Source organism: Kitasatospora sp. NPDC096077 (assembly GCF_040303245.1).
Taxonomy (GTDB): domain Bacteria; phylum Actinomycetota; class Actinomycetes; order Streptomycetales; family Streptomycetaceae; genus Kitasatospora.
This window is the reverse complement of sequence record NZ_JBEOSV010000047.1, coordinates 8572-21623: the sequence shown is the minus strand read 5'-3', so window position 1 is coordinate 21623 and position 13052 is coordinate 8572. Positions and strand designations below refer to the sequence as shown.

Here is a 13052-nt window from a genome sequence, read left to right as displayed (position 1 = left end):
CCCGACGACGGCGCCCGACGACGGCTTCATACGGACGGGCCCCGGGGGAACCACGGATCGTGGACCTCCCGGGGCCCGTCCGGCGTCAGCAGGGTGAGGCCGCGCACCCCGGCCCCGGCCGCGTACTCGGCCAGCTGCACCGCGCCGTAGCGGGTCTCCAGTTCGGCCTGCACCGGCACCGGCAGCTTGCTCAGCGCCCGGCGCAGCTGCAGCGCGTCCCGTCGGCTGATCGGCTGCGGGGCGCGCAGCACCAGCCGCAGCGGGCTGAGCGGCCCGGTCACCGGGACGCCGGTGCCCAGTTCGTAGCCGACCGCGCCGATCGGCCCCCAGACCAGCCGGTGGTCCGCGACCAGTCGGCCGACCTCCGGCAGCACGGCCAGCGCCGGGATCCCGGTGAGCCGTCCGGGGGCCAGCCGCTCCCGCAGGCCGGGCAGCCGCTCGGGCCGCAGGGTGCGGGCCACCGCGGCCCAGGGGGCCAGCGCGTCCAGTCGCTGTCCGGGGCGCGGGCCGCGCACGGTGACCGGGATCCAGTGCTCGGGCGCCGCCTCCGGGTCCCGGGTGCAGCGCTGGGGGCGGGGCAGGTCCAGCGGGGTGCCGACCACCGGGTGCGCCCGGCCGACGGTGACCCACGGGTGCGCCCGCAGTACCGGCCGGGCCCACTCCGGCAGCTCGCCGCCGGCCAGCGGGCGCAGCGAGCCGGGGCACTGCATCAGCAGCAGGTCGTGGGTGCCGGGCAGCCGTCCGTCCAGCGCGGCCAGCGCGCCGACCCGGCGGCGCGGTCCGTCGTGCAGTTCCTCGGTGGAGTTCCTCACACCGCCACCCTCCGCCCGCCGCCCGTTCCCGGCTACGGCCCTTGGGCGCGTCCACCCGGGACCAAAGGCTCAACGTGCGACCACTGGTCCCCGGTGTGAGAGTGGGGGCAGCCCGGTAATCCGTTCGGAGGAGGAGTCATGGGCATCCTGGACAGGCTGTTCCACCGTCCGCCGCAGCACGAGTCCACCGGCCAGGAGGCCGCCCAGCGCGCCGCCCTCGCCCACGACGAGGCCGCCGACGCGTACAGCGACGAGGTCGAGCGCACCCGGGACACCCAGGACCGGGTGTCCCGGGAACGGGCGGCCCAGGAGGAGGCGGACCGGCGTGCCGCCGAGAACATGACCTCCGAGGGCGACCCCTGGAGCTGAGCCTCCGCTGCCGCCCCGGGGTCATCCGCTCCGCGGCGGCAGCGGCGGTCGCCGCAGGTCCGGCCGGGGCGTGGACTCCGGCGGGGGCGCCGCCGCGGGCGCGTCCTCCAGCAGCTCCAGGGCCAGCTGGACGGCGGTGACCAGCTCCGGGTGGCGCCCCCGCGCCCAGTCCCGCGGGGTGCGCAGCACGTGCACGTCCGGCTCGACGCCCCGGTTCTCCACCGACCAGCCGAGCCCGCCGCCGAACCAGGAGGCGTTCTTCGGCACCGAGATCTGGGTGCCGTCGCCCAGGGTGTGCCGCCCGGTCATCCCGACCACCCCGCCCCAGGTGCGGTTGCCGATCACCGGGCCGAGGCCGAGCAGTTTGATCGCCGCGATGATCACGTCCCCGTCCGAGCTGGTCGCCTCGTCGGCGAGGGCCACCAGGGGGCCGCGCAGCGCGTGCCGGGGCCAGCGGACCGGCTGGCGGTCCCGGCTGAAGTCCCAGGCGAGGACGTGCCGGGTGAGCTTCTCCAGGACCAGTTCGGAGACGTTGCCGCCGGCGTTGCCGCGCACGTCCAACACCAGTGCGGGCTTGTCCAGTTCGCGCCGCAGATCCCGGTTGAACTGTGCCCAGCCGGAGCCGCCGAGGTCCGGGATGTGCAGGTAGCCGCACCGGCCGTCGCTGAACTCCCGTACCAGGGAACGGCGTTTGGCCACCCAGTCCTGGTAGCGGATGGCCCGTTCGTCGGTCAGCGGGGTGACCGCGATCCGCCGGACCGGGCCGTCCGGGCCGCTGCGCAGGGCCAGTTCGACGGTGGTGCCGCCGGTGCCGGCCAGCAGCGGCAGCGGACCGCGCACCGGGTCCACCGGGCGGCCGCCGACCTCCAGCAGTTCGTCGCCGTCCCGGACGCCCTGGGCGGCCAGCGGGGCGCGGGCGCGCGGGTCGGAGGACTCGCCGGGCAGCACCCGGTCGACCAGCCAGCGGCCGTCGGGGGAGCGGTGGGCGTCGGCGCCGAGCAGGCCGAGCGGCTGCTGGGCGAGGGTGGGGCCCTCGGCGCGCCGGGACGGGGTGACGTAGGCGTGCGAGGTGCCGAGCTCGCCGAGGAGTTCGCGCAGCAGGTCGGCGAAGTCGTCGGGTGAGCAGATCCGTTCCAGCAGCGGTTCGTACTGGGCGACCAGTGCGGGCCAGTCCAGGCCGGACATCCGCTCGTCCCAGAACTGGTCCCGGACGATCCGGGCGGCCTCGTGGTACGCCTGGCGCCACTCGGCGGCCGGGTGCACGGTGTGGGTGATCCGGCGCAGGTCGACGGACGTCCCGGCGGAGGGGGCGCCGACCGGGACGACCCGCAGGGTGCCGGCCGAGTAGACGACGATCGAGCCGCCGTCCCCGGAGACCGCGTAGCCGTCCAGCCGGTCGGCCAGGGTGCTGCGGGTGCCCCGGGCCAGGTCGAAGTGCTCCAGCGAGGGGCGGCCGGAGGTGTCCTCGGGGCTGGCGAAGGTCTGCCCGAGGGTGCCGGAGATCGGCCAGCGCAGCCAGACCAGGCCGCCGCGCACCGCGTCGGTGGCCGAGTACTTGGAGGCGATCACCGGGAACGGCAGCAGCCGTTCGCCGAGGCCCTCCGGGTCGACCCGGACGGTGCCGTCGCCGCCGCCGTCCCCGCGCGGGGCGCCGTCCTCGACGGGCGCGGCGAACGGGGAGGGGGTGTCGGCGGCGAGCGGGACGAGGTACGGGCGGCAGCCGAGCGGGAAGGACAGGTCGCCGGTGTGCACGTCGTGGACCGGGTCGAAGCCGCGCCAGGACAGGAAGGCCAGGTAGCGGCCGTCCCGGGTGAACACCGGCTGCTCGTCCTCGAACCGGCCGTCGGTGACGTCGGTGGTCGGCCCGGGGGCGTCGGTGCGGGTGAGCCGGATCCGGCGCAGCGAGCGGCCGGCGGCGGGCTGGGACCAGGCGATCCAGTGCGAGTCGGGGGAGAACCGGGCGCCGGCGACCGGGCCGTGGTCGGAGGCGGCCAGTTCGCGCACCCCGCCGTCGTCGGCGGAGACCAGCAGCAGCCGCCCGTCCGAGGTGGTGGCGGCGAGCCGGGCGCCGTCGGGGGCGGCGGTGAGCTCCAGGACCCGGCCGAGCTTCCCGGCGGCGAGCACCCGGTGGCGGTGCCGTTCGCCGCCGGTCGCCCCGGAGGGGCCGTCGTGGCCGGGCAGCGGCACCACCTCGATCGCGTCGGTGCCCTCGGCGTCGGTGATCCAGGCGGCCTCGCCGGTGTGCCCGAGCACCACCGGCAGCCGGGTGCGCACCCCGGGGGTGTCGGCGAGCGCGCGGGCCGGGCCGTCCTTGTGGGTGAGCCAGTACTGGCTGCCGCGCACGGTGATCACCCCGGCCCGGCCGGTCTGGTCGCAGGCGAGGTCCTTGACCTGGGAGGCGGCGCCGACCTGGTAGGGGCGGCGGCCGGCCCGGGCGCCGCCGAGCGGCACGTGCAGCCGGCGCGGGCCGGGGGCGTCCAGTCCGTCCAGCAGCCAGAGGTCGCCGGCGTGCTGGTAGACGATCCGGGCGCCGTCGGTGGCGGCCTCGCGGGCGTAGTAGGAGGCGTGGTCGGTGTGCCGGCGCAGGTCGGTGCCGTCCGGGCGGCAGGAGTAGACGTTGCCGATGCCCTCGTGGTCCGAGAGGAAGGCGATCCGGTCGTCGGGGGGTTCGCCGACCGGCATGGGGGAGGCGAGGTGGCCGGTGTGCCCGGCCAGGACCGGTTCGCCGTCGACCCAGAGCCGGCCGATCGCGCCGCCGCGGTAGCGCTTCCAGGCGGCGGGCTCGTGCGGGGCGGAGCCGGTGAGCAGGACGGTCCGGCCCCGGCTCAGCTGGGCGTCGCCGACCGGCCCCCAGGGCATCCGGCGGCCGGGGGAGCCGTCCGGGGGCAGGGCGTGCGCCCAGGTGTAGTGGCCGAAGGGCTCGTGGTAGGAGGTGACGGCGAGCACCTCGCCGTCCGGCAGCCAGCCGCGCACCCGGGTGTCCTGGCTGCCCCAGAAGCTGAGCCGGCGGGCCTCGCCGCCGTCGACCGGGGCGGTCCACACCTCGGGGGTGAGGCCGAGCCAGCTGGTCCAGGCGAGGGTGGTGCCGTCGGGGGAGAAGCGGGGGTGGCTGACCCGGGTGCGGTCGCAGCCGACCCGCCAGGCCCGGCCGGTGGCGGCGGCGCCGGCGTCCAGCGGGGCGATCCAGACGTCGTCCTCGGCGGTGAAGGTGAGCAGGCCGCCGTGCAGGTGGGGGTGGCGGAGGTAGCCGGGCGGGGTCACCCCTCCATCCTTCGACGGGGTGTCACCCCCGGCAACCGGGGCGGTCCTCCTGGGCCCCTGGCCGGTCTGGACCATTGACGGCTCACTGTCGGATCCGCTTCAGTGGTCTAGTCCAACTTGGGTGCCAGGCCGGGCCGTTCCCCCCACTGGCGCGTGCTCCGGCGTGCCCTCGGACGTCCCCCACGACCGCGCCACCGCAGGAGCACCCCGCATGCGCAGATCAACCGTGCCCAGATCAACCGTGTCCGGACACCGCCGTGCCGCGATCGCCGCCGGCACCGCCTCCGCCGTCGCCGCGGCCACCCTGGTCGGCGTCACCCTGGGCCTGGCGCCCGCCGCCTCGGCCGGCGAGTTCCTGGTCAACGGCGGCTTCGAGTCCGGCTCGCTCGGCCCCTGGAGCTGCACCGGCAACTCCGGCAGCGTCGTCACCGCCCCGGTGCACAGCGGCGGCTACGCCCTCGCCGCCGCGGCCACCGCGGCCGACACCGCCCAGTGCTCGCAGACCGTCGCCGTGGCGCCCAACACCACCTACACGCTGAGCGCCTGGGTGAACGGCTCGTACGTCTACCTGGGCGTGGACGGCGGCGGCCCGAGCACCTGGACGCCCGGCACCGGCGGCGCGTACCAGAAGCTCAGCGTCGGCTTCACCACCGGCGCCACCCAGACCACCGCCACCGTCTACACCCACGGCTGGTACGGGCAGGGCACCTACTACGCGGACGACGTCTCGCTGGACGGCCCGGGCGCCCCCAGCCCTTCGCCGACCCCGACCCCGACCGGCACGCCCACGGGAACGCCCACGGGAACGCCCACGGGAACGCCCACGGGAACGCCCACCGGGACCCCGACGGGAACCCCGACCGGGACGCCGACGGGTACGCCCACGGGAACCCCGACCGGGACGCCCACCGCGACCCCGACCGGCACCCCCGGCGGCAGCCACACCCTGGTCGGCTACCTCCACGCCAGCTTCGCCAACGGCGCCGGCTACACCCGGATGGCCGACGTCCCCAACTCCTGGGACATCATCGACCTCTCCTTCGGCGAGCCCACCTCCCCGACCTCCGGCGACATCCGCTTCAACCGCTGCTCGGCCACCGACTGCCCGACCGTCGAGTCCGACGCCGACTTCAAGGCCGCCATCGCCGCCCGGCGCGCCCAGGGCAAGAAGGTGCTGATCTCGATCGGCGGCCAGAACGGCCAGGTGCAGCTGACCACCACCGCGGCCCGGGACACCTTCGTCAGCTCGGTCTCGGCGATCATCGACAAGTGGGGCCTGGACGGCCTGGACATCGACTTCGAGGGCCACTCGCTCTCGCTCGACACCGGCGACACCGACTTCAAGAACCCGAAGAGCGCGGTCATCGTCAACCTGATCTCGGCACTGAAGACCCTCAAGGCCAAGTACGGTCCGGGCTTCGTGCTGACCATGGCGCCGGAGACCTTCTTCGTCCAACTCGGCTACCAGTACTACGGATCCGGCCCCTGGGGCGGCCAGGACCCGCGCGCCGGGGCGTACCTGCCGGTCATCTACGCGCTGCGCGACGACCTGACCCTGCTGCACGTCCAGGACTACAACTCCGGCTCCATCATGGGCCTGGACAACCAGTACCACTCGATGGGCGGCGCCGACTTCCACGTCGCGATGACCGACCTGCTGCTCAACGGCTTCCCGGTCGCGGGCAACACCGCCAACATGTTCCCGCCGCTGCCCGCCTCGAAGGTGGCCATCGGGATGCCGGCCACCGTCAACGCGGGCAACGGCTACATCGCCCCGTCCGAGGTGGACAAGGCGCTGGACTGCCTCACCAGGCTCGCCAACTGCGGGACGTACGTGCCGCGTTCGGGTGCCCAGCCGAACCTGGCCGGACTGATGACCTGGTCCGTCAACTGGGACCAGTTCGGCGGCCGGGAGTTCTCCAAGAACTTCGACGGCTACTTCGGCCGCTGACCCGGCGGTGGGGCCCGCAGGACGCGGGCCCCACCGCACGGCACGGCCCGGTCAGGGCGCCAGCAGCAGCCGCGCCTGCTCGACCACCGACGGCGAGGCCTTGGCCAACGAGCCCGCCCCGTACGGCGGTTGCGGGTCGTACTCGATGAGCAACTGGATGGCCTCGGCCGTCCCGTCGCCGGCGATCAGGCCGGTCAGCCGCAGGGCGAGGTCGATCCCGGCCGAGACCCCGGCCGCCGTCGCGTACTTGCCGTCGACCACGATCCGCTCGGTGCCGGTCGGCTCCGCCCCGAACCGGGACAGGGCGTCCAGCACGCCCCAGTGGCTGGTGGCCCGGCGACCGCCGAGCAGCCCGGCGGCGCCCAGGATCAGCGAGCCGGAGCAGACCGAGGTGGTCCAGGTGGTGGTCGCGTCCACCCGGCGCACCCAGTCGAGCACCGCCCCGTCGGTCAGCTGCGCCTCCGTCCCGGGACCGCCGGGCACCAGCAGCAGGTCGGCCGAGTCCACCTCGTCCAGGGCGGCGTCCGCGGTCAGCGCCAGGCTGGCCATGTCGGTGCGGACCGGGCCGCGCTTCGCGGCGGTGAACACCACCTCGGCCCCGGGGATCCGGGACAGCACCTCGTAGGGGCCGACCGCGTCCAGCGCGGTGAAGTCGTCGTAGAGCAGGATCGCGATGCGCATCACTGACCTCCATCGGGTCGGGAACGGAAGCGGCGTCGGTACTCGGCGGGCGGGGCGGCCAGGGCCCGGACGAAGGCGCGCCGCATCGCCTCCGGGGTGCCGTAGCCGCAGGAGCGCGCGATCTCCTCGATGCCGTCGTCGGTGTCCTCCAGCCGCCGTCGGGCGGCCTCCAGCCGGACCCCGTCGACGTACCGGCCCGGAGTCGTCCCCACCTCGGCCGCGAAGGCCCGGGCGAAGTGCCGCGGCGACAGTGCCGCCCGGCCGGCCAGCGCCTCGACCGACAGGTCGGCCTCCGGGTGCTCGGCGATCCACCGCTGGACCTCGCGCAGCGGCTGCCGGGCCGCCACCTGGGCGGCCAGCTGGGTGCTGAACTGCGCCTGGTTGCCCGGTCGGCGCAGGAAGACCACCAGATGACGGGCGATCAGCAGGGCGGCGTCCCGGCCGAGGTCCTCCTCGACCAGGGCCAGCGCCAGGTCGATCCCGGCGGTGACCCCGGCGGAGGTGGCGAGGTGCCCGTCCCGGACGTGGATCGGGTCGGGGTCGACCGTCACGTCCGGGAACCGCCGGGCCAGCTCCGCGCAGTACGCCCAGTGGGTGGTCGCCCGGCGCCCGGACAGCAGTCCGGCCTCGGCGAGCAGGAAGGCCCCGGTGCACACCGACACCACCCGCTCGGCCCGGCCGGCCAGCTCCCGGACCCGCGCCACCAGGGCGTCGTCCGGGTGCTCGACGTCCAATCCGCCGGGGATCAGCAGGGTGTGCACCGGCCCGACCTCGGCCAGGTCGACGTCCGGCAGCAACCGCAGCCCGCTGCAGCTGCGCACCGGCCCACCACCGGGGGAGGCCGTGGTCACCCGGTACGCCCCCGGCCGCCGGGCGGCCGCGCCCGCCCCCGCGAACACCTCCAGCGGGCCGGTCACGTCCAGGCTCTGCACGCCGTCGTAGAGGACCACGACCACGCTGCGCTCTCTCATGCGGTCAGCCTGACAGCGGGCCGTGACGGCAGCAATGACCGGTTTCCCACCTTTCCTGCCACACGCGGCGCGGGAACGCCGAAACGCCGGAAGGCCCCTTGCTTTCGCAAGGGGCCTTCCGGCTGTCTGTGCGCCGCCAGGGACTCGAACCCCGGACCCGCTGATTAAGAGTCAGCTGCTCTAACCAACTGAGCTAGCGGCGCCTGCTGACGTGGAGAACATTACCTGGTCAGCAGCCGAAACACACAATCGGCCCGGAGAGCCCGGAGAGCCCGGGGCGGTCCACCCGGAGGCTCCCGGGCCGGCCCGCCCGCTCAGGCCGTGAGCACCACCTTGCCGCGGACGTGCCCGCCGCCGACCAGCCGGTGCGCCTCCCCGGCCTTCTCCAGCGGCAGCGACTCGGCGATCTCGATCCGCAGCCCGCCCGCCTCCCACAGCCGCACCAGTTCGGCCAGCCGTTCGGCGGTGCGCGGCCCCCGCAGCCCCCGGACGCCCAGCCGCTCGGCCTCCGGGTAGTCGACCACGGTGCCGATCCGGTCCCGGTCGGCGACCAGTTCGACGGAGGCGGCCAGCGCGCCCCGGCCGGCCGCGTCGAAGGCCGCGTCCACCCCCTGCGGGGCGACCGCCCGGACCCGCCCGACCAGCCCCTCCCCGTACGCGACCGGGATCGCGCCCAGCCCGCGCAGGTAGTCGTGGTTGCGCTCGCTCGCGGTGCCGATCACCACGGCGCCCCGGGCCCGGGCGAGCTGGACGGCGACGGTGCCGACCCCGCCGGAAGCGCCGTGCACCAGGACGGTGTCGCCGGGGCCGACCCCGAGCAGTTCGAGCGCCAGGTGTGCGGTCTGGCCGGAGGCGGAGAGCGAGCCGGCCTGCTCCCAGGGCATCCCGGCGGGCTTGGCCACCAGCTGGCCGGCGTCCACCGTGACCAGCTCGGCCTGGCAGCCCAGCACCCGGAAGCCCAGCACCTCGTCGCCGACCCGCCAGGCCCCGGCGCCCGGCCCGAGCCGGTCCACCACCCCGGCGAACTCGTTGCCGAGCACGAGCGGCGGCTCGGCCGTGAGCCCCGGCGGGCGGAAGCCCTCCCGGATCGCCAGGTCCACCGGCTGTACGGCGGCGGCGTACACCCGCACCCGGACCTCGCCCGGGCCGGGCTCCGGGTCGGTGACCCCGGTGACCCGCAGGACCTCCGGACCGCCGGACCTCGGGACGGTGACCGCCTTCATGGGGGGCTCCTTCGCACTCTCGATCGTTTCGGTACCGCCGATCCTCGAACCTGAAGTGCACTGGAGGTCAAGCACTCGTTCGGCGTGTCTTCACGTATGGGCGCATTGTCAGATTTATCCTGGGCGGCGCTCAGCCGTCCGCCGTCGACCGGTCGCCCGTCCCCGTTCGGGCCGCCGCCGATCCGCCGTCGAGAGGAACCTTCCCGTGGGCCAGCTGCCCCTGTTCTTCCTGGTGCTGCTCGCCTCCGTGGTGACCATGCCACTCGCCCGCAGGACGGGTGTGCCGCAACCGGTCCTGATGACCCTGCTCGGCATCGTGATGGCGGTCGTCCCGCAGATCCCGGACGTCAAGATCGAGCCCGAGCTGATCCTCCCGCTGGTCCTGCCACCGCTGATCTTCGCCGTCGCCCGGCGCTCCTCGGTGCGCTACTTCAAGGCCAACGCCCGCTCGATCCTGCTGCTGGCGATCGCCCTGGTGGCGGTCACCACGATCGCGGTGGCCGGCACCGTGCACTGGCTGCTGCCCGCCCTGCCGCTGGCCGCCGCGATCGCGGTCGGCGCGCTGGTCTCCCCGCCCGACCCGGTGGCCGCCGTCGCGGTGGCCGGCAGCGTCGGGCTGCCCCGGCGCCTGGTGGCGATCCTGGAGAGCGAGGGGCTGTTCAACGACGTCACCGCGATCGTCATCTACTCGCTCGCCATCGAGGCCGTGGTCAGCGGCGACTTCTCGGTCGGCCACGCGGTGCTGCGCTTCGTGCTGTCCGCGGTGCTCGCGGTGCTGGTCGGCGTGGTGCTCGGCTGGGTGAACGCCAAGCTCGCCGACCGGCTGGACGACCCGACCCAGCAGGTCGCGCTCAACCTGCTGGTGCCCTTCGCCGCCTACACCATCGCCGAGGAGATCCACGGCTCCGGCGTGCTCGCCGTGGTGGTCTGCGCGCTCTACCTCGCCGAGCGGGCCGCCGACGCCGACGCGGTCGCCTACCGGCTGGTCGGCAACGCCTTCTGGGAGGTGGTCGAGATCCTGATCACCGGCGTCGCCTTCGGCCTGATCGGCCTGGAACTGGCCACCGTGCTCAAGGAGGCCGGCCGCGGCTGGACCGGGTTCCTCGGCGACGCCGCCGTGGTCATCGCGGTCGTGGTCGTGGTCCGGCTGCTCTGGCTGCTGCCGGCCGGCTGGCTGTCCAAGAAGCTGCGCAAGGGCGACGAGGAGGACACCCCGTTCAGCTGGCGGGAGAGCGTGATCCTCTGGTGGTCCGGCATGCGCGGGGTGGCGACCGTGGCGCTGGCCCTTGCCATCCCGCTCTCCCTGAACTCCGGCGAGGACTTCCCGGAGCGCGGCCGGCTGGTCTTCATCGCCTTCAGCGTGGTGCTGTTCACCCTGCTGGTCCAGGGGCTGACCCTGCCCTGGCTGGCCAAGCGGCTCGAACTGGACATCGACCAGGACCAGCACGAGCAGGCGGTGCGCCGGCTCTGGTGGCGGGCCGCCAAGGCCGGGCTGCAGCGGCTCGGCGAACTGGAGGAGCAGGACAAGCTGCCCGCCGAGGTCGCCGACCGGCTGCGGGACCGTCAGCACGACCGGCTGGCCCGGCTCTGCCCGGAGAACTACGCCGAGGAGGAGGCCGCCGAGGCCAAGCAGCGGGTCGCCCAGTGGCGGGCCGCCGCCGAGGTCGAGCAGGAGATGATCGCCGCCTCCCGGCGCGAGATGCTGATCGCCCGCAGCGAGCTCGGCGCCGACCCGGAGCTGGTCGACCACGTGCTGCGCGGGCTGGACCTGCGCTCGGAACGGAAGTAGCGGCAGCGGCGGAGGCGGTGGGCGCGGCGGAAGTGACGGACAGTCCGGCCCGCCCGCCGCCGACGGTGCGGAATGTGCGCGACCCCCTCCGGGGTTGCATAGGCTGAACCCGGGCAGGCCGTCAACGGAGTCGGCGCACCACCAGTACCGCCACGACCTCGCGAACAGGCGCTCACCGCCTGGCCCTGCCGGTTTCTGCACCCAGATGAATCGAGGACCCACCGATGTCGGAGACCCGCGCCGACGCCCGTACCCCGCTCGACCGCACCCCGCAGTGGGCCGCCCTGGCCAAGCACCGGGCCGAGCTGGGCGAGACCCACCTGCGTGAGCTGTTCGCCGCCGACCCCGAGCGCGGCCGCAGCCACACCCTCCAGGTCGGCGACCTGCACGTGGACTACGCCAAGCACCTGGTCACCGCGGAGACCCTGGAGCTGCTGCGCGAGCTCGCCGCCGCCACCGGTGTCGCCGGGCTGCGGGACGCCATGTTCCGCGGCGAGAAGATCAACGTCACCGAGCGGCGCGCCGTGCTGCACACCGCGCTGCGCGCCCCGCGCGACGCCGTGATCGAGGTCGACGGGGTCAACGTCGTCCCCGGGGTGCACGCCGTCCTGGACAAGATGGCCGCCTTCGCCGACCGGGTCCGCAGCGGTGAGTGGAAGGGCCACACCGGCCGACGGATCCGCGCCGTGGTCAACATCGGCATCGGCGGCTCCGACCTCGGCCCGGCGATGGCCTACGAGGTGCTCCGCCCGTACACCCAGCGGGACCTGGACGTCCGCTTCGTGTCCAACGTGGACGGCGCCGACCTGCACGAGGCGGTCCGCGACCTCGACCCGGCCGAGACGCTGTTCATCGTCGCCTCGAAGACCTTCACCACCATCGAGACGATCACCAACGCGGTCTCCGCCCGGGCCTGGCTGCTGGACGGCCTGGGCGCCGGCACCGAGGCGGTGGCCAAGCACTTCGTCGCGCTGTCCACCAACGCCCAGGGCGTGCAGGACTTCGGCATCGACACCGCCAACATGTTCGAGTTCTGGGACTGGGTCGGCGGCCGCTACTCCTACGACTCGGCGATCGGCCTCTCGCTGATGATCGCGATCGGCCCGGACGCCTTCCGCGAGATGCTGGACGGCTTCCACCTGGTCGACGAGCACTTCCGCACCGCCCCGCCGGAGCAGAACGTCCCGCTGCTGCTCGGCCTGCTGGGCGTCTGGTACGGCGCGTTCTTCGACGCCCAGGCGCACGCGGTGCTGCCGTACTCGCACTACCTGTCCAAGTTCACCGCCTACCTCCAGCAGCTGGACATGGAGTCCAACGGCAAGTCGGTGACCCGCGACGGCACCCCGGTCGACTGGCAGACCGGCCCGGTGGTCTGGGGCACCCCCGGCACCAACGGCCAGCACGCCTACTACCAGCTGCTGCACCAGGGCACCAAGGTGATCCCGGCCGACTTCATCGGCTTCGCCCGGCCGACCCCCGACCTGCCCGCCGGCCTGGTCGCCCAGCACGACCTGCTGCTGGCCAACTTCTTCGCCCAGACCCAGGCGCTGGCCTTCGGCAAGACCCCGGAGGAGGTCGCGGCCGAGGGCGTGCCGGCCGAGCTCGTCCCGCACAAGACCTTCCAGGGCAACCACCCGACCACCACCATCCTGGCCGCCGAGCTGACCCCCTCGGTGCTCGGCCAGCTGGTCGCGCTGTACGAGCACAAGGTGTTCGTCCAGGGGGCGGTCTGGAACATCGACTCCTTCGACCAGTGGGGCGTCGAGCTGGGCAAGGTGCTCGCCAAGCGGATCGAGCCGGTGCTGGTCACCGGCGAGGGCGGCGAGCAGCTGGACAGCTCCACCGCGGCGCTGGTCGCCCGCTACCGCGCACTGCGCGGCCGCTGAGCCCCGGCCGGGGGCGGCGCCCGCGCCGCGGGCCGGCCCGCCGCGCCGGCCGGGGCCGGGGAAAACGGCGGTGGCCCCAGCGGTAGGGCGGGGGGGGGAGGGAGGGAGT

General features: G+C 74.5%; 9 protein-coding genes and 1 tRNA gene. 4 read left to right on the top strand and 6 right to left on the bottom strand.

The features are described from left to right. Nucleotides 1-26: 26 nt before the first annotated feature. Entirely contained in the window at nt 27-812 is a 786-nt protein-coding gene (locus ABTZ03_RS30560; protein ID WP_350516352.1) for a phosphoribosyl-dephospho-CoA transferase MdcG domain-containing protein, read from the bottom strand. A 138-nt stretch (nt 813-950) separates the two neighbouring features. Between ABTZ03_RS30560 and ABTZ03_RS30555 the strand changes: the two genes are divergently transcribed. Beyond that, nucleotides 951-1181 carry a hypothetical protein gene (locus ABTZ03_RS30555; RefSeq protein WP_350516351.1) on the top strand — a complete coding sequence of 77 codons (231 nt, stop codon included), beginning with the start codon at nt 951-953 and terminating at the stop codon, nt 1179-1181. 21 nt (nt 1182-1202) lie between these two features. Here the strand turns inward: ABTZ03_RS30555 and ABTZ03_RS30550 are convergent, their stop codons facing one another. Continuing rightward, on the bottom strand, nt 1203-4517 hold the full coding sequence (locus ABTZ03_RS30550) for a S41 family peptidase (RefSeq protein ID WP_502894639.1): 3315 nt from the start codon (nt 4515-4517) through the stop codon (nt 1203-1205). A gap of 136 nt (nt 4518-4653) precedes the next feature. On the opposite strand from ABTZ03_RS30550, the gene ABTZ03_RS30545 reads away from it, so the two are divergent. After that, nucleotides 4654-6393, top strand: coding sequence for a chitinase (locus tag ABTZ03_RS30545; RefSeq protein ID WP_350516349.1), 1740 nt, complete (start codon nt 4654-4656; stop codon nt 6391-6393). 51 nt (nt 6394-6444) lie between these two features. Here the strand turns inward: ABTZ03_RS30545 and ABTZ03_RS30540 are convergent, their stop codons facing one another. The 4 genes from ABTZ03_RS30540 to ABTZ03_RS30525 all read right to left on the bottom strand — a co-directional run bounded on the left by ABTZ03_RS30540 (nt 6445) and on the right by ABTZ03_RS30525 (nt 9268). Beyond that, complete coding sequence (locus ABTZ03_RS30540; RefSeq protein WP_350516348.1) at nt 6445-7074, bottom strand: DJ-1/PfpI family protein; 630 nt, start codon at nt 7072-7074, stop codon at nt 6445-6447. Then, a complete protein-coding gene (locus ABTZ03_RS30535) occupies nt 7074-8045 on the bottom strand; it encodes a GlxA family transcriptional regulator (RefSeq protein WP_350516347.1) in 972 nt (323 codons plus the stop codon). Before ABTZ03_RS30535 ends, ABTZ03_RS30540 begins: the two co-directional genes overlap by 1 nt. Nucleotides 8046-8174: 129 nt before the next feature. Continuing rightward, nucleotides 8175-8248 (bottom strand) — tRNA-Lys (locus tag ABTZ03_RS30530). A gap of 111 nt (nt 8249-8359) precedes the next feature. Next, complete coding sequence (locus tag ABTZ03_RS30525; RefSeq protein ID WP_350516346.1) at nt 8360-9268, bottom strand: NADP-dependent oxidoreductase; 909 nt, start codon at nt 9266-9268, stop codon at nt 8360-8362. A gap of 205 nt (nt 9269-9473) precedes the next feature. Here ABTZ03_RS30525 and ABTZ03_RS30520 point away from each other — a divergent pair, with 205 nt between their 5' ends. Then, on the top strand, nt 9474-11057 hold the full coding sequence (locus tag ABTZ03_RS30520; protein ID WP_350516345.1) for a Na+/H+ antiporter: 1584 nt from the start codon (nt 9474-9476) through the stop codon (nt 11055-11057). 224 nt (nt 11058-11281) lie between these two features. Next, complete coding sequence (gene pgi, locus ABTZ03_RS30515) at nt 11282-12943, top strand: glucose-6-phosphate isomerase (RefSeq protein ID WP_350516344.1); 1662 nt, start codon at nt 11282-11284, stop codon at nt 12941-12943. Nucleotides 12944-13052: the final 109 nt, after the last annotated feature.